We start from the raw sequence: 16985 nt of genomic DNA, 5'->3' as shown, positions 1-16985 counted from the left end.
GCGTTCGGGGTGCGCTCTCGCGGGAGGGTGACTTCTCGCCACGCCAAGATCGGTTGGCTGAAACCGTTCTATCGAACTATTGTGCGAATGGATCGGATGCAACGTTCTGACAGCGGGACGCCAGACGAGCAGGGGGTGCCAGAGCAGATTCGGAGGTGCGCGATGGCTGTTTTCACGCATCTCCACGTGGCTTCCGGGTTCTCCGCCCGCTACGGTGCCTCGCATCCGCAGGACCTGGTGCGCGGGGCGGCGGAGCTCGGCATGGGTGCGCTCGCGCTGACTGACCGGGACAGTGTCACCGGCGCCGTGCGGCACGCGAAGGCGTGCATGGGCACCGGGGTGCGCCCGATCTTCGGGGTGGACCTCGCCGTCCCCGCGTTCGACACGGCCAGGACTCCTCGCCGCTCGCGCACACCGGTCCGCGGTGGCGGGCACGTGGCGGAGCCGCGCCTGAGGATCACGCTGCTGGCAGGTTCCGTGAGCGGGTGGGCGCGTATCTGCCGTCTCGTCTCCGCGGCCCACGCGCATCCGGTCGACGGCTTTCCGGTCGCCTCGTGGGAGGCGCTGCGGGAGGGCTTGGGCGAGGACGTGGTGACGATCCTCGGGCCGGCCTCCGAGCCTGTACGTGCGCTGGCCGCCGGGCGCCCGGACGTCGCGGAAAGGCTGCTCGTCCCATGGCGGGAGATCGCGGGCCGGGGACTTCTCCGGCTGGAGGCGGTCGCCTACGGCCTGTCCGGACTGGGCGCGGGATCGGTGCGGCTGGCCGCGCACACCCTTGCTCTGGGCGACCGGCTCGGCATCCCGACGGTGCTCACCAACGCGGTGCGGTACGAGCGGCGCGAGCAGCACCGCCTGGCCGACGTGCTGGACGCCGCCCGGCTGCTGCGTCCGATCCCGCAGCGTGGACCGCTCGACCCGGGCGAGCGGTATCTGAAGTCCGGGGCCGAGATGGCCGAGGTGGCGGAGCGGGTGGCCGCGGCCACGAGCGCCCCGGCCGGTCGGGGGCGGCGTCTGATCGAGGAGACGGCGGCTACCGCCGAGCGGTGCACGGTGGACCCGGTGCGCGACCTCGGCCTGGGACGGGCACACTTCCCCGAGCCGCACGTGGTGGGAGCCGGCACCCGGCCGGGGGACGGGATGCGGTTGCTGCGGCAGCGCAGCGAGGCCGGGATGACCGCCCGCGGCCTGGACCGGGACGTACGGGCGATGGATCGGCTCGGCTACGAGCTCGGGGTGATCGAACGCCGCGGATACGAGGCGTACTTCCTCGCGGTGGCCCAGGTCGTCGCGGACGTGCGGTCCATGGGGATCCGGGTCGCCGCCCGCGGCTCCGGTGCCGGGTCCATGGTCAACCACAGCCTTTTCATCGCCACGGCCAACCCGCTCTCGCACCGGCTCCTGTTCGAGCGCTTTCTCAGCGAGCGCCGCACCGCCCTGCCGGACATCGACCTCGATGTCGAGTCCGACCGGCGCCTGGAGGTGTACGACCGGATCTTCGAACGGTTCGGCTCCGAGCGCGTGGCGGTCACCGGGATGCCGGAGACCTACCGCGCCCGTCACGCCCTGCGCGATACGGGGCTCGCGCTCGGCATCCGCCCGCAGACCGTCGACAGGATCGCCAAGAGCTTTCCGCACATCCGCGCGTGCGACATCGGCTCCGCCCTGTCCGAGCTGCCCGAACTGCGGCAGCTCGCGGCCGAGGCCGGCCAGTACGGTCCGCTGTGGGAGCTAGCCGAGGGCCTGGACGCCCTGCCGCGCGGCTTCGCCATGCACCCGTGCGGCGTGATCCTCTCCGACGCGAGCCTGCTCGGCCGCCTCCCGGTGCAGCCCGCTCCGGGAGGCGCGTATCCGACGGTGCAGGCCGACAAGCACGATGTCGAAGACCTCGGCCTGCTGAAGCTCGACGTCCTCGGCGTGCGCATGCAGTCGGCGATGGCTCACTCGGTCGCCGAGATCCGTCGCACCACAGGCCGGCACATCGACCTCGACAGTCCCGACCACGTCGACCTCGCCGACGAGTCCACCTTCGAACTGATCCGCAGTACCAAGGTGCTGGGCTGCTTCCAGCTCGAAAGCCCAGGACAGCAGGATCTCATCGCGAGACTCCAGCCACGGCACATGCAGGACGTGATCGCCGACATCAGCCTCTTCAGGCCCGGCCCGGTCGCCGGGGGCATGCCCGCGAAGTTCATCGCCGCCCGGCACGGGGTCGAGGAGCCGCGTTATCCCCACCCCGATCTTGTGCCGATCATGGACGACACGTACGGGGTAGTGATCTGGCACGAGCAGATCATGATGATCCTGGCCACGATGACCGGCTGCGACCGTGCCGCCGCGGACGTCGCACGCCGCGCCCTCGCCGACGCCGGGCGGCTGCCGAAGGTGGAGGCGTGGTTTCGCCGCTGCGCCGGCGAGCTCGGCTACACCCCGGACGTGATCGGCGAAGTCTGGGGCATCGTGAAGGAGTTCGGGGCGTACGGATTCTGCCGCGCGCACGCCGTGGCCTTCGCGGTCCCGGCCGTCCAGTCGGCGTGGCTCAAAGCGCACTACCCCGCCGCCTTCTTCGCCGGGCTGCTCCAGCACGATCCCGGCATGTGGGCGCCCCGCGTCCTGGTCCAGGACGCGAAGCAGTTCGGAGTGGCGATCCTGCCGGTCGACGTCAACACCTCCCGCAACGCACACAGCGTCGAGCCGACCGCGAACGGCTGGGGCGTTCGGCTCGCGTTGTCCACGGTGCGCGGGATCACCGAGGCGGAGAGCGCCCGCATCGAAGCCGGGCAGCCCTACGCCGGGCTGCAGGATCTGTGGCTGCGGGCCCGCCCGTCCCTGCCTCTCGCCCAGCGCCTCATCAAGATCGGAGCTCTCGCTCCACTGCAAGGCGGGCTGACCCGGCGGGATCTGCTGTTGCAGGCCACCGAGCTGCACCGCTCCGCACGCAACCGGACCGCGATCGACGGCCAACTGCCGCTCGGCGACGAGACGCACGCGGGCGAGCCGGCCGGGCTGCCCGAGATGACCGGCCGCGACGTGATGAGCGCCGAGATCGACGTGCTCTCCATCGACGTCAGCCGTCATCTGCTCGAACACCACCACCGCCTGCTCGCCGAGCTCGGCGCGACCGACGCCCACCACGTGCAGGCGATGCACCGCGGACAGCAGGTGCTGGTCGCCGGCGTGCGGGCATCGACCCAGACGCCGCCGATCCCGTCCGGCAAGAGGGTCATCTTCGTGACCCTGGAGGACGGCTCCGGCCTCGTGGACCTCGCGTTCTTCGAGGACTCCCACGCCACCTGCGCGCACACGGTGTTCCACTCCGGCCTGCTCCTGGTCCGCGGAGTCGTCGAGGAACGCGGCCCCCGGCGCACCGTGGTCGGGCAGGCGGCCTGGGACCTTGAGGAAGTCGCCACCACCCGCCGCGACCTGGGCCCCGAAGCCGCTCTCGGCCTGCTCGGCCGCACCACACCCGCCCCCACACCCGCCCGCGATGACAGCACGCCGGGTGCGGGCCGGACACTCGAAGACGGAACGGCCGGGGCGAAGCTCAACGCCTGGAGCGATCTGCGGCCCGCCGGTTCCCCCTCCGCCGACCTGCGGCGCCTGGGACATCGCTCTCCCGGATCGGCGGGGTGAGCGCCATGACCACCCGAGCCCGAAGCATCCTGCGCGTTCAGCTCCACGACCTCGGCCCGGCCGGCCAGGAGACGTACGAGCGGGCCCTCGCGCTGCTGCGTGATCTCACCCCGCTGGTGCAGGCCCTCCCGCCGGACGCCGCCGACCTCGACGTCACCGGTGCCCTGCGGTTCTTCGACCGGGACACGGGCGGCCTGGCGACCATGGCCGCACTCCGCCTGGCCGCACACCTCGGGCTACGCGCGACGATCGGCGCCGGCCCGAACCGGATGCTGGCCGCGATGGCGGCCGACACGACCGCTCCCGGCCAGGTCACCGTCGTCGCCCCAACCTCCGGGGCAGTCGCCGCGTTTCTCCGTCCCAAGCCTGTCGGCGCCCTCCACGGGGTCGGCCCGGCCACCGTCCGTACGCTCGGGGAGTACGGCCTCCACCGCATCGGCGACCTTCTCGACGTTCCGCTGCTGACGCTGCAGCGCATCCTCGGCAAGGCCACCGCCGTGACGCTGTCGCAACGGGCCCGCGGCCTGGACCCGCGCCCGGTCACCTCCGAGACGGCGCCCAAGTCCACCGGTTTCTCCCACGAGTTCAGCCATGACGAGCTCGACCCCGCCGCACACCGCCGGGCCCTGCTCGACCTCTGTGAACGTCTCGGGCTGCGGCTGCGGACCACCGGCCAGGTCGCCGCGCGGCTCGCGCTGAGCATCTCGTACGCCGACGGCGCCACGACACAGCGCTCGCGCACGCTGGAGGAGTACACCGCTCACACGCCGGCACTCGGCGCCGCCGCGTACGACCTGTACTCCCGCTTCGGGCTGCAGCGCGCCCGTGTCCGCACGATCACCGTTCGCGCGGACGTCACCGATGCCCAGCACGCCGTCCAGCAGTTGCTCCTGGACCCGGCGGACGGCAAACGGCGCCGCATCGAGCAAGCCGCCGACCGGGCGCGGGCCCGCTTCGGCGATCAGGCGATCCGCCCGGGCACCCTCGCCCAGCCGCGGCGGTGACCGCCGCGGCCCTCCACCTGATGTGGTGGGCCGAAGAGGAACCGGCCGCCCACCTGGACGACGGCCGGGTGGAGACGATCACCGGGCCCCGGCCGTTCCCCGGCGCCACGTCGACCGGCGTCAAAGCATCCGGCGCTGCTGGAGCATCTCCCGGACGCACGGAACACGCTTTTTCGCTCATGATCACCAGATGTGGTGAACTCCCCGGCTCCCAGGAGTGATACGCCCATACCGCCCACCATGATGAGGTCGTCCCGCCCACCTCCCCCAGGAGTACGACGATGTCAGAGACGTCCGAACCCAATGTCGGCGCCTTCACCCTCGGCGGCCCGCTCACCGCTGAGCCGGCCCGGACCGTCGAGGTGCCGGAGCACGAGGAGTGGCCCCTGCCGAACGGCTTCGCGTGGGTCTTCCCCGGCGAGGGCAACGACGGCAACCTCGTCCGGCCCGTGATCATGGCCGACGGCTTCAGCCTCGGCCGGAGCAAGCTCGACGTGCTCTACCACGGGCTGGAGAGCGGCGGCTTCCCGTTCATCAGCGAGCTGCGCCGGCGCGGCAGGGACGTGATCCTCCTCGGCTTCGATGAGCGCAGCGCCTCGATCCTGGACAACGCCGAGGCGGCGGTGGCCGCCATCCTGCGGGCGACCGCCGAACAGGTGGGCGACACCCCTCTGGTCGTCGGCGGCTTCAGCATGGGAGGCATCGTCACCCGCTATGCACTCGCCAAGCTCGAAACACAGCGGATGGACCACAGGACCGCGCTGTACTTCTCCTACGACAGCCCGCACCGCGGCGCTTCCATCCCCGTCGGCGTGCAGGCGTTCTCCCACTTCATCCCCTTCCCGAACGACTTCGCCAAGCAGATGAACAGCCCGGCCGCGCGGCAGATGCTGTGGCAGCACTACGACAAGGACACCGAGAAGATCACGGTCGCCCCGGAGCGCACGGAGTTCCTCGACGCCCTGGACCGGGTCGGCTCCTGGCCGCAGATCCCGATGAAGATCGCCGTGACCAACGGCCGCGCCGACGGCATCGGTCTGCCGGACGTGAAGCCCGGCGAGGTCGCTCTGCGGATCGACCGGATCTACCCCGGCACCACCTTCTACACCCAGGCCCAGGGCGACGACGTGACGGCCGCGTACCTGAACCGCAGGTTCCCCAAGGCCGAGCAGACCGTCACGACCGACGGCTTCCCGGAACTGGACGGCGCGCCGGGCGGAACCCTGCACACGTACAAGATTCTCTCCGGGGCGATGGAGAAGCTCGGCGGCAAGATCGACCTGCGCCACGAGGACGTCTGCTTCGTCCCCACGGTCAGCGCGGTCGCGATCCGCGACATCGAGAAGCAGGACGACCTGTACGCGAACGTCGGTGACCTGGACCCGCAGGAGAGCGAACTCGACGACTTCCTCTGCTCGTCCACGACCACCGCGCACACGGGCATCACCGAGGAGCTGTGCACCTGGATCATGGACCGGCTCCCCAGCTGATCCACGTCCCGCGTCCGGCGGAGCTGCCGTCCGACCGCACCCGGGCGGCAGCCTTCGACCGCGCCCACGGGTCGGCCCGGGGGCACGGTCGCCGCAGCCCGTGCCCGTACCGTGCGGCCATCATGGGATCCATGACTTCTCCGCCGCAACGCTGGGCGCGGGCCGAGCGCCTCGACGCCGCCAGGACGCTCGACGCCCTTCGGGAGCGGACCGGTGTCCGTCTGACTCTCGACGGCCCCTGCCCGGGCGGTCAGGTCGGCACCGCCTATGTGCGCTGGCCCGACCATCGTCGTTCCGTGCTCAAGTGGCGACCGCACAGCCGCGTGGCGGACCTGGAGGCAGGGCCGCTCACCGTCAGCCGGGTGCTGCGACACGCAGGCTGTCCGGCCCCGGCCACCGAACTGGCGGCCCAGGTCGGCCACGCGGTCGTCATGGTCCAGGAGCTCCTGCCCGGTACGAAGATCGACCACCTCGACCACGATGTCCTCGTCCAGGCCCTCGAACTCAACCGGTTGCAGGCGGGCCGGCTCACCGACCACCCCGGCGTCCCCGCCACGGAGCTGTTCCTTCGTCAGGACGGGCCGGGCTACTGCCTGCACGAACCCCTGCGTCGGCACGGACGCCGCAGCGCCGCGCTGGAGCACCGGGTCGCCGCGATCGGCGCGGACCACCCCGACCGGCTGGCGGGCGACGACGCCGTGCACATGGACTTCCACCCCGGGAACCTCCTGGCGACCGGCGGCTCGATCACCGGCGTCGTCGACTGGGACGGAGCCGCTCGCGGAGATCACCGCTTCGACCTGGTCACCCTGCGTTTCGGCATCCACGGCGGGGGAGCCGACCCAGGGGTGGCACGACACCTCGACGCCGTCCTCGACGCGGTCCCCGAGGACGTTCTGCGGCCGGCATGGGCCCACATGAGCCTCCGCATGGTCGACTGGGCCATCAGGCATTTCGCCCCGTCCGACGTGGAGCACTGGCTCGACCTCGCCGAACAGCGCGTGAGCTGACGGGCGCTGAGGACGTGCCCGGGGCGGGTCTTCCTCAGCCGCCCAGGTGTTCGGCCCGATGCGCGGCCCAACGTTCCATCATCGACCCGAGTTCCTTCTCCAGGAACCGGAAGAACTCCAGGGTGTCGTTGATCCGGCTTCCCTGCGGGGTGTCGAGGCCGAACCGGTCCACGCCCTCCTGCATCGTGGCCTGCCAGTTCTTCAGGATGGTGTCCCGATTCAGCAACGCCACGTACCACTGGTCGCCCTGCACGCGATAGCGCTCACGCCGGGACCCGGGCTCCCGCTCGCGGCTGACCATGTTGACCTGGGCGAGATAGCGGACGGCTCCCGACACGGCCGCCGGGCTGATCCTCAGCTGCTCGCTCAGCTCCGCGGAGGTGAGCACTCCCCGCTCCGACGAGAGCAGGGCGGCGAAGACCCTGGCCGGCATGCGCGCCATGCCCGCCTGGACCAGCTGGGCGGCGAAGTGCTCCACGAACCGGGAGACCGCCGTCTCGTCGTCGCCGTCCACGCGGCTCTCTTTCCGCCGCTCATCCATGCTCCGACCCCGGTCCCTGTGGTTCCTGACGCCCGTGTGCGCCCGCGTGCCCGGCCACTCTATCCAGCGATTCATACGGTTTCTTAACTTCACACTCTTCTGAAAGAAGCGTACTTTCGGAATATGAAGAAGGCAATCACCGTCGCCGGACTGCACAAGTCGTTCGGTCGGACGCACGCCCTCACGGGCCTCGACCTCGCCGTCGAAGCGGGTGAGGTCCACGGCTTCCTCGGCCCCAACGGGGCCGGCAAGTCCACGACGATCCGCATCCTGCTGGGGCTGCTGCGCGCCGACTCCGGCGGGGCTCAACTCCTCGGCAAGGACCCGTGGAAAGACGCGGTCGAGCTGCACCGGCGGCTCGCCTACGTCCCCGGGGACGTGGAGCTGTGGCCGGGCCTCACCGGAGGAGAGGCCATCGACCTGCTGGCGAAGCTGCGCGGCGGCCTCGACCGGCGAAGGCGCGACGAACTCATCGAACGGTTCGACCTCGATCCGGTCAAGAAGGGCCGCGCCTACTCCAAGGGCAACCGGCAGAAGGTCGCCATCGTCGCCGCGCTCGCCTCCGACGCCGAACTGCTCCTCCTCGACGAGCCCACGGCGGGCCTCGACCCCCTGATGGAGGCCGTCTTCCAGGACGTCATCCTTCAGGCCAAGGCGGCGGGGAAGACCGTGCTGCTCTCCAGCCACATCCTGGCCCAGGTGGAGAAGCTCTGCGACCGCGTCAGCATCGTCCGCCGGGGCCGCACCGTGCAGTCGGGCACGCTCGGCGAGATGCGCCACCTCACGCGTACGACCGTCGAGGCCGAGACCGAGCGCCCGGCCACCGGACTCGACGCCCTGCCCGGTGTGCACGGACTGAAAGTGCTGGACCGGAGAGTGAACTTCGCCGTGGACGGAGCACACCTCGACGCCGCGCTCCGCAGGCTCGGAGAGTTCGGCATCCGGAGCCTGACCAGCCACCCGCCGACGCTCGAAGAGCTGATGCTGCGCCACTACGGCGACGAGCTCGCGTCCAACGGCCGTACGGGCAACGGCGACCCCGCGCCCTCCGAGGCGCCGACGCACTCCGACGGGACCCCCTCCACCTCCACCGGCGGGAAGGGCGGCGTTCCCCGATGACCAGCACCGTCGCGCCGCTCGACGCCTCCGGAAGGCCCGCGCCCGCCAAGACCGCCTCCGTCGCCTTCACCGGTACCTGGACCCTGGTCCGGTTCGGACTGCGCCGTGACCGCGTCCGCGTGTCCGTATGGCTGCTCGCCCTCACCCTGGGCACGCTGACCACGGCGGCCCAGTACAAGACGCTGTACTCCACTCCCGAAGAACGCGCCACCGCCGTCGGCTCCATGGACAGCCCGGCCGCGCTCGCCATGACCGGCCCTCGTCACTATCTCTCCGACTACACCGCCGGAGCGATGCTCGGTCACCAGATGCTCGGCTTCATGGCCGTTCTGGTGGGGCTGATGAGCATCCTGATCGTCACCCGCCACACCCGCGACGAGGAGGAGACCGGCCGCGCCGAACTGGTCCGCTCCACCGTCGTCGGGCACCACGCCCACCTCGCCTCCGCACTGGCGCTCGCCGTCGTGGCCAACCTCGCGCTCGCCCTGCTGCTGGCTCTGGGCCTCACCGCGTCGGGCATCGACGGAATCGGCGCAGGCGGGGCGCTGCTGTACGGCCTCACCTATGCCGCGATCGGGCTCGTCTTCGCCGGGATCGCCGCGATCACCGCACAGATCACGGCGCACACCCGGGGCGCCTCGGGCATGGCGCTCGCGGCGATCGGCGCCGCCTACGTGCTGCGGGCCTCCGGCGACGTGGGCAACGACGCCCTGTCCTGGCTGAGCCCGATCGGCTGGATCCAGCGCACCTACGTCTTCGTCGACGACCGGTGGTGGCCGTTGGCGCTCTGCCTCGCCCTCGCCGCGCTGACCGCGGCGTACGGATTCGTCCTGAGCACCCGACGCGATGTCGGCGCGGGCCTGCGCGCCGCGCGGCTCGGCCGGCGTACGGCGTCCGACGCCCTCACCAGGCCCTTCGGCTTCGCCCTGCGGCTGCACCGGGCGACCCTGCTGGGCTTCGGCGCCGGGCTGTGCCTGATGGGCGTCATGTACGGCTCGATCCTCGGCGAGGCGGCCGACATGGTGAAGGACATCGAACAGGTCCAGGAGGCGCTGGCGAAGATCGGCGGCAGCACCGTGGCCGAGTCGTTCGCGTCCATGGTGATGGTGGTCGTCGCGGTGGTCGCCGCCGTGTACGTGGTGATGGCCGCGCTGCGCCCGCGCGCCGAGGAGAGCGCGGGCCGCGCCGAACCGCTCCTGGCCACCGGCCTCTCCCGGAACCGCTGGCTCGGCAGCCATGTCGCCGTCGCCCTGGCCGGCGGCACCGCGCTGCTGGTCATCGCCGGGCTGTGCTTCGGCCTCTCGGGCGCGGCGTCGGCGGGGGACGGGGGCCTGGTCCTCGCCCTGGTCGGAGCGGCCGCCGCGTACGCCCCCGCCCTGTGGGTGACCGTCGGCGTGGCCGTCCTGCTCTTCGGCTGGTTCCCGCGTGCGGGAGCGGTGGCGTGGATCGTGCCCGTGTACGCGTTCCTCGTCGGGTACCTGGGGCCGATCCTCCAGCTCCCGGACTGGATGGAGAACCTGTCGCCCTTCGGCCATGTGCCGCGACTCCCGGCCGCCGGGATGGACTGGACCCCGCTGCTCGCCCTGACCACCGTCGCCGCCGGACTAATCCTGCTGGGGCTGACGGGCTTTGGCCGCCGGGACCTGGAGACCAAGTGACGCACACGAATGTCGTGCTGACGTCTCATCACCATCCGGTCCACAGCAGGTGGTTGATCAGCAGAGCCGGAAGCGCCGACGCGGCCAGCCACCACCGCACACTCCGGCGGGGGAGCAGCGCCGTCGCCGGCAGCAGCCACAGCAGGAACGGCTGCCAGATGCGCTCGGTCTCCGCCTTGCTCATGCCGGAGAGGTCGGCGGCGAGCAGCGCCGCCAGCGCCGCCAGGACGAGCAGCGCGAGCCTCGCCTCCGGGGAGGCCGCCGCGGGGCCGCCCCGCAGTGCCCGTACGGCGCCGGGCGCGGCCGCCGCGCTCCGGCGCAGCCCGGCGACGGCGGCGAGCCCGGCCGCCAGGGTCGCGCAGGCCAGGTTGGCCCAGACCCAGTAGCCGTACGGGCGGACGCCGCCCGCGCCCTGGTAGTAGCGCTCGACCAACAGGTGGTAGGCGGTCCACCAGTTGAACCCGGCGAGCGTGAAGGCCACCGGGACCACGAGGGCGCCGAGCAGGAACAGCGGCACCGGACGGGCGGTCCGGGCGAGCACCAGCACCGCCAGCAGGACGGCCGCCATCAGCCCCAGCCCGTAACTGAGGTAGCAGGTCCACCCGAACAGCAGACCCCCGCCGACCGCCGCCACGGCCGGGACTCGGACCCGGCGGGTGGCGGCCAGCGCGAGCAGCGCCACCGACCAGGCGGCCACGGCCGTGAAGTAGCCGTCGGCGGAGACGCCCGCCCAGACGGCGGCCGGGGCGAGGACGAGGAAGGGCGCGGCACGCCTGGCCAGGCGCTCCTCGGCCAGCACGCGCACCGTGATCAGGGCGGCCAGCACCCCCGAGGCGCCCACCACGACGCAGAAGACGGCCGCCCAGGCGCCGCCACCGAGACCGATGCGGTCCAGCCACACGAAGGTCAGCGTCGCGCCCGGCGGGTGCCCGGCGATATGCGCCGGCCAGTTGCCCGGTTCGCCGATCACGATGTGGTTCGTGAAGTCCCGCAGGGTGGCGGGAATGTCCTCGAAGCGGTCGATGACCCGCAGGTACTCGTGCTTCGTGGTGAGCCGCTTCGCGACGCCCCGGTACCAGCCGTCGATCAGCGCCAGCGAGAAGACCCAGGCCATCGACCCGGCCCAGGCCGCGGCCAGCAGCCCGCGCCACGGCAGCCGGGCGGCGAGCGCCGGGCCGTGGACGACCACCAGGAACGCCATGATCAGAGCGGCCGGAGTGCCCGGCCCCAGGTGCGGGTCCCAGGAGGCCAGCAGCGGCGGCCACTGGGCGCGCAGACTCCCGTCCCGGTTCTGGATGACATGCCCGACGACCACGGCGGCCGTGACCAGCAGCGCGCCCGCCGCGGCGGCGACCAGGTCGGCCCGCCCCGCGTGCCGGGCGCGGTCGTGGTCCGGTGGTGCGGGCGGGCCGTGCCCCGTGCCGCCGGCGGTGTTCGTGGGGGTGGCGTTCTCGGTCTTCACGCTGGCACGCTATGCACACCGGGGCGCGATCGGGCGGTACGGCAGGGCCGCGTCACCGAACCGTCAGATCCGCTCTTCCAGCAGCGGCGACCGTTGCGGCGATGCCCGCCTCCCCGCCCTGGCGCCACGACGTCAGAATTCCGTCAGGAGTCGCGTCCGCCCGTCGGAGCTGTTCCCCGCTTAGCGTCGGGCCCATGCCCGATCGCCGTCGCATCCGCTCCCTGGCCGACTCCCTCCGCGCCCCGCGCACCCCTGCCGACCCGGCATTCTGGCGCAGCCCCGTGCGCGGAGCGCGCTTCACCGCCGTGCTCGGCGTCATCCTGCTCGCCGGACTCACCCTGCTGTTCGTCACCGGTCTGCTCTCGTACGCGGCCTACAACCCCGACCTGAACCGGGTCAACGACAAGACCCCGGGCAAGGGATGGCTCGGCTTCTACCTGTTCTCCTGGCCGACCGGCCCGCACTGGCTCTACCGGCTGACCCAGGGCCTGCACGTCACCGTCGGCATCGTGCTCGTGCCCGTCCTGCTCGCCAAGCTCTGGTCCGTGGTCCCCCGGCTCTTCGCGCTGCCGCCCGCCCGCTCCGTGGGCCACGCCCTGGAGCGGATCTCGCTGCTGCTGCTCGTGGGCGGGGCGCTGTTCGAGTTCCTCACCGGACTGCTCAACATCCAGCTGGACTACCTCTTCCCCGGGTCGTTCTACACCCTGCACTTCTACGGGGCCTGGGTCTTCCTCGCCGGGTTCGTCACCCATGTGGCGCTCAAGACGCCCCAGGCCGTACGGGTGTTGCGGGGCGGCATCCCGCGCGGCGGACCGGACACCCTCGCCGCCCCCGACCCGCTGCCCGCCACCCTGTCCCGGCGCGGCGCGCTGGCCCTCGTGGGGGCCGGTTCGCTCCTTCTGCTGGTCACCTCGGCCGGTCGCAGCTTCGACGGGCCGCTGCGCCGCATCGCGCTCCTCACCCCTCGCGGCGGCACCGACCCGGGGCCGGGCCCGAACGCCTTCCAGATCAACAAGACCGCCGCCGCCGTACGGATCAGGCCCGCCGACACCGGTGAGCGCTGGCGGCTGACGGTACGAGGGCCGGCCGGGGAGTTCCGCTTCTCCCGGGCCGAACTGCTGGCCATGGAACAGCACGGCGCCGCGCTCCCGATCGCCTGCGTGGAGGGCTGGTCGACCTCGGACCAGCGGTGGCGCGGAGTGAGGCTCTCCGACCTGGCGGCGCTCGCCGGATACCCGGACCGGCCGCCGGGCGTGTTCGTCGAGTCGCTCCAGCGCAGCGGCTCGTTCCGCAAGGCCGCGCTCCGCGACAACCAGGTCCGCGACGGCCGCTCGCTGCTCGCGCTGGAGGTGAACGGCGCACCGCTGTCGTCCGACCACGGCTACCCGGCCAGGATCATCGTCCCCGCCGCGCCCGGGGTGCTGAACACCAAGTGGGTCGAGACCCTGACGTTCGGAGAGCTGTGATGTCCACCCGCGCCGTACCGCCCGCCTCCGCCGCCCGCCGCCCGCGTTTCTCGCCGCGCCGCCTGTACGGCGAGGGCCCGCTCCACCCGCTGCTGCTCGCCGCCACGTTCTGCCTGGCCGGCTACGCGGGCGTGCGGCTGCTGGACGGGGACACCGTCGGCGTGCTGCTCTGGTTCGCGGGGTCGGCCGTCCTGCACGACCTGGTGCTGCTGCCGGTGTACGCGGGGGCCGACCGGGCGCTGCGCGCCGCGCTCGGCCCCCGGCCGTCCCTGGTGAACTTCGTCCGGGTGCCGGCGTTCCTCTCCGGACTGCTCCTGCTGATCTGGTTCCCGCTGATCGCCCGGCGCACCGAACGGCGGTACGAGGCCGCCGCCGGCACCTCCCCGGACGTCTACTTCGGCAACTGGCTGCTGATCACCGGCGCGCTGTTCGCGCTCTCCGCGCTCTGGCTGCTGGTCCGGGCGGTCCGCTCCCGTACGGGCCGGCGCAGCGAGACGAAGGTCCGCCCCTCCGCGCCCCACTGACCGGCCGTGAGCCAGCCGCCCGCGCGGGCGTGCCGCAGCAGGGCCGGGGTGCCGATCCGCGCCCACGGGAACGGCTCGGCGTCGCGTGCGGAGGCGGGGGCGGCCCTTCCGTCCGTTCCGTCCCGGCCGTCGTCGAGACGGACCCGGACCCGTTCGTCCACGTCGACGGGGGCGGTCTCGGCGATCAGCAGCCCGCCGACGCCGAGCAGATCGGCCGCCCGGTCCAGCAGGGCGGCCGGGTCGCCCCCGATGCCGATGTTGCCGTCGAGGAGCAGAAGGGTGCCCCAACGGCCCTCGCCGGGCAGCGGGTCGAACACGCTGCGGAGCAGCGCGGCGCCGCCGAGCCCGCGCGTACGGGCCACCGCCGCCTCGCTGACATCGATGCCCAGCGCCCGGTGTCCGAGCGAGGCCAGCTCCGCGACCAGCCGCCCCGGTCCGCAGCCGACGTCCAGCACGGGGCCCTCGCACCGGTGCAGCGCGGACAGATCGGCGGAGCCCGCGTCGGAGCACCAGCGTTCGACGTCCAGCGGCAGCAGCCAGCCGTCGTTGCGGCGCAGGAACAGCGGACCGCGGCCGGTGCGCAGGGCGTTGGCGTACGGGTCGGCGCCCCACGGAGCGGTGCGGATCGGCGCGGCGCCGGGGGCGTCCGTGGAGCCGACGGCCGCTCCGTGAGCGTGGGCGTCCGGGGCCTCGACGCGGTCGGCCGGGGCCGGGGAGACGAGCCCGGACGAGGGCACGGTCGTACTCATCGCACCCCCGCTCCGGTGAGCCGGCCGAGCGCCGCGGCGAACCGGCCGCCCGGCGCCGCCGACGCGACCCGGTGGGCGTCGGCCGAGGTGTCCACGTCGACCAGTACCGGCAGATCGCGCACGGCGAGCCCCGCCTCCACCAGTCTGCGCCGCTGCACCGCACCCGTCTCCGGGACGGACATCGGCACCCCGCGCAACAGGGCCGGATCGGGATCCGCCAGGCCCAGGGCCCAGAAGCCGCCGTCCTCGGCCGGACCGAACCAGGCCCCGACGCCGTCCCAGGCGGCCGGGGCGAGAGCGGGGGCGAGCAGATCGGACGTGATCTGCGGGGTGTCCATGCCGACCAGGAGGGCCGGCCCCGTACACCCGCCGAAGGCCGCGGCGAGACGTTCGTCGAGACCGCCCGCGCTCTGCGGCACCACCTCGAAGCCCGGGGGCACCCAGGGGCCCGGCCGCCCGTCGAGGACCAGGACGCGCCGCCGGGCGGGCAGGGCGAGCACGGCGTCCAGGGTGTCCGCGAGGGCCGCGGCGGCGAGCTCGGCGGCCTCGGCGGGGGAGAAGGGCGGGCAGAGCCGGGTCTTGACCCGCCCCGCCACCGGCTCCTTGGCGATGACCAGGAGCTCCGTGGGCCCGTACGCGCTCATCGGACGGCCTCCGCCCCCGCGCGCCCGGCCCGGTCCGGTGCCCGGTCCGCCGGTGGCTCCCGCAGCACGCCCCGCATGTCGCGGACCGCCTGCCAGGTCCCGCGCCAGGTGCCGGTCACCTTCGACTTCCCGGTGCGCGGCCGGTAGGGGACGTCGCTCTCGGCGACCCGCAGCCCGGCGTCCGAGGCCCGGACCACCATCTGGAGCGGATAGCCGCTGCGCCGGTCGGTGAGGTCCAGGGCGAGCAGATCGCTCCGGCGGGCCGCCCGCAGCGGACCGAGGTCGTGCAGGCGCAGACCCGTGCGGCGGCGCAGCATCCGGGCCAGTGCCAGATTGCCGGCGCGCGCGTGCGGCGGCCAGGCGCCCCGGCCCTCGGGGCGACGGCGGCCGAGCAGCAGATCGCACTCGCCGTCCGCGATCCGCCGCACGAAGCCGGTCAGCAGCGCGGGGTCCAGCGAGCCGTCGCAGTCGCAGAAGCAGACGAACTCGGCCTCGGCGGCGAGCAGCCCGGCGTGGCAGGCCGCGCCGAACCCGCGCCGTTCCTCCGTGACGACGTGCGCGCCGAGGGAGCGGGCGAGCTCGGCCGAACCGTCGGTCGAGCCGTTGTCGACCACGATCGCTCGCCAGCCGTCGGGGACGCGATCGAGCACCCAGGGCAGCGCGGCCGCCTCGTCGAGGCAGGGCAGCACGAGGTCGGCTCTGGGGAGGCCGGTGTGCGGGGCGGGCGGGAAGGGAAGAGCGGCAGAAGAATCAGTCACCCGCATCACCCTACGGAGACAACTGGGACATTCAGGGCATCAGGTTCTTACGAAACATGGACATCGGCCGGATGGGGGTGGTCGGCCCCGGGTGTCCCGGGGCCGGGGTGCCACAGTGGAGGCCATGGAGAACACCCCGCCCGCCAGGCATCCGGCGCCCGTCCCGCAGGGGGCGCGCGGCCGGGTCCTCGTCGTGGACGACGACCCCACCGTCGCCGAGGTCGTCGTCGGATATCTGCACCGCGCCGGCTACACCGTCGAGCAGGCCGGCGACGGCCCCGCCGCGCTGGCACGGTTCGCGACGCACCGCCCCGACCTCGTCGTCCTGGACCTGATGCTCCCCGCCATGGACGGGTTCGAGGTCTGCCGCCGGATGCGTGAGCACGGGCCGGTCCCCGTCATCATGCTCACCGCCCGGGGCGACGAGGAGGACCGCATCCTCGGGCTGGAGACCGGCGCCGACGACTACGTCACCAAGCCGTTCAGCCCGCGCGAACTGGTCCTGCGGGTCGACTCCGTGCTGCGCCGCGCCGGGGCCGCCGTGCCGGCGGACGGGGTCGGTCCGCTGTCCGCGGGCGGGCTGAGCCTCGACCCGGCGGCCCGGCAGGCCTACCGCGACGGCCACGGACTGGCCCTGACGCTGCGGGAGTTCGACCTGCTCGCCTTCCTCCTCCGGCACCCCGGGAAGGCGTTCGGGCGCGAGGAGCTGATGCGGGAGGTCTGGGGGTGGGACTTCGGCGATCTGTCGACGGTCACCGTCCACATCCGCAGGCTGCGCGGCAAGGTCGAGGCGGATCCCGCCCGCCCCCGGCTGATCCGCACCGTGTGGGGCGTGGGCTACCGCCTGGACGCCGAAGCGGACCGTACGGCGGAGGACGCGGCCACCGCCCCCGTGCCGCCGACCGGGGGCCGTTCGCGGTGAAGGACGTC

14 protein-coding genes are annotated in these 16985 nt (G+C 73.0%); 9 read left to right on the top strand and 5 right to left on the bottom strand.

Going from position 1 to position 16985, the window contains the following annotated elements; translation table 11 throughout:
- Positions 1–162 precede the first annotated feature (162 nt).
- From D581_RS0107330 to D581_RS0107315, 5 genes are all read left to right on the top strand, one after another.
- Entirely contained in the window at positions 163–3630 is a 3468-nt protein-coding gene (locus D581_RS0107330; RefSeq protein WP_018956581.1) for a DNA polymerase III subunit alpha, read from the top strand.
- Positions 3627–4634, top strand: coding sequence for a DinB/UmuC family translesion DNA polymerase (locus D581_RS0107325; RefSeq protein ID WP_018956580.1), 1008 nt, complete (start codon positions 3627–3629; stop codon positions 4632–4634). The genes D581_RS0107330 and D581_RS0107325 overlap by 4 nt, the downstream gene beginning before the upstream one ends.
- Entirely contained in the window at positions 4631–4855 is a 225-nt protein-coding gene (locus tag D581_RS1000000141235; protein WP_158688583.1) for a hypothetical protein, read from the top strand. Before D581_RS0107325 ends, D581_RS1000000141235 begins: the two co-directional genes overlap by 4 nt.
- Positions 4856–4915: 60 nt before the next feature.
- On the top strand, positions 4916–6124 hold the full coding sequence (locus D581_RS0107320) for an alpha/beta hydrolase (RefSeq protein ID WP_018956579.1): 1209 nt from the start codon (positions 4916–4918) through the stop codon (positions 6122–6124).
- Positions 6125–6255: 131 nt separating this feature from the next.
- The gene (locus D581_RS0107315; RefSeq protein ID WP_486585812.1) at positions 6256–7134 is read left to right on the top strand and encodes an aminoglycoside phosphotransferase family protein; all 879 of its coding nucleotides are present in this window, start codon (positions 6256–6258) and stop codon (positions 7132–7134) included.
- Between the two features lie 34 nt (positions 7135–7168).
- Here the strand turns inward: D581_RS0107315 and D581_RS0107310 are convergent, their stop codons facing one another.
- The gene (locus D581_RS0107310) at positions 7169–7675 is read right to left on the bottom strand and encodes a GbsR/MarR family transcriptional regulator (RefSeq protein ID WP_026290292.1); all 507 of its coding nucleotides are present in this window, start codon (positions 7673–7675) and stop codon (positions 7169–7171) included.
- Positions 7676–7798: 123 nt separating this feature from the next.
- Here D581_RS0107310 and D581_RS0107305 point away from each other — a divergent pair, with 123 nt between their 5' ends.
- Together D581_RS0107305 and D581_RS0107300 are read left to right on the top strand one after the other, a co-directional pair.
- A complete protein-coding gene (locus tag D581_RS0107305; RefSeq protein ID WP_018956576.1) occupies positions 7799–8794 on the top strand; it encodes an ABC transporter ATP-binding protein in 996 nt (331 codons plus the stop codon).
- Positions 8791–10452 carry an ABC transporter permease gene (locus D581_RS0107300; RefSeq protein ID WP_018956575.1) on the top strand — a complete coding sequence of 554 codons (1662 nt, stop codon included), beginning with the start codon at positions 8791–8793 and terminating at the stop codon, positions 10450–10452. Before D581_RS0107305 ends, D581_RS0107300 begins: the two co-directional genes overlap by 4 nt.
- A gap of 28 nt (positions 10453–10480) precedes the next feature.
- Here D581_RS0107300 and D581_RS0107295 read toward each other — a convergent pair whose 3' ends face one another.
- A complete protein-coding gene (locus D581_RS0107295) occupies positions 10481–11914 on the bottom strand; it encodes a hypothetical protein (protein WP_018956574.1) in 1434 nt (477 codons plus the stop codon).
- Between the two features lie 194 nt (positions 11915–12108).
- Here D581_RS0107295 and D581_RS0107290 point away from each other — a divergent pair, with 194 nt between their 5' ends.
- The gene (locus D581_RS0107290) at positions 12109–13380 is read left to right on the top strand and encodes a molybdopterin-dependent oxidoreductase (RefSeq protein WP_018956573.1); all 1272 of its coding nucleotides are present in this window, start codon (positions 12109–12111) and stop codon (positions 13378–13380) included.
- A gap of 391 nt (positions 13381–13771) precedes the next feature.
- Here the strand turns inward: D581_RS0107290 and D581_RS0107280 are convergent, their stop codons facing one another.
- From D581_RS0107280 to D581_RS01000000136975, 3 genes are read right to left on the bottom strand one after another with little or no spacing between them, the layout of a single operon-like run.
- On the bottom strand, positions 13772–14653 hold the full coding sequence (locus D581_RS0107280; protein ID WP_018956571.1) for a class I SAM-dependent methyltransferase: 882 nt from the start codon (positions 14651–14653) through the stop codon (positions 13772–13774).
- Positions 14650–15297, bottom strand: a complete 648-nt coding sequence (locus D581_RS0107275) for a TIGR04282 family arsenosugar biosynthesis glycosyltransferase (RefSeq protein ID WP_018956570.1) — start codon at positions 15295–15297, stop codon at positions 14650–14652. The genes D581_RS0107280 and D581_RS0107275 overlap by 4 nt, the downstream gene beginning before the upstream one ends.
- Positions 15294–16061 (bottom strand): glycosyltransferase family 2 protein, encoded by a 768-nt coding sequence (locus D581_RS01000000136975; RefSeq protein ID WP_032752578.1) that lies wholly within the window; start codon positions 16059–16061, stop codon positions 15294–15296. Before D581_RS01000000136975 ends, D581_RS0107275 begins: the two co-directional genes overlap by 4 nt.
- Positions 16062–16179: 118 nt before the next feature.
- On the opposite strand from D581_RS01000000136975, the gene D581_RS0107265 reads away from it, so the two are divergent.
- Entirely contained in the window at positions 16180–16977 is a 798-nt protein-coding gene (locus D581_RS0107265) for a response regulator transcription factor (RefSeq protein WP_018956568.1), read from the top strand.
- Positions 16978–16985 lie beyond the last annotated feature (8 nt).

The sequence above is a fragment of the Streptomyces sp. CNB091 genome, assembly GCF_000377965.1.
This window is presented reverse-complemented; position numbering and strand designations above follow the sequence as displayed.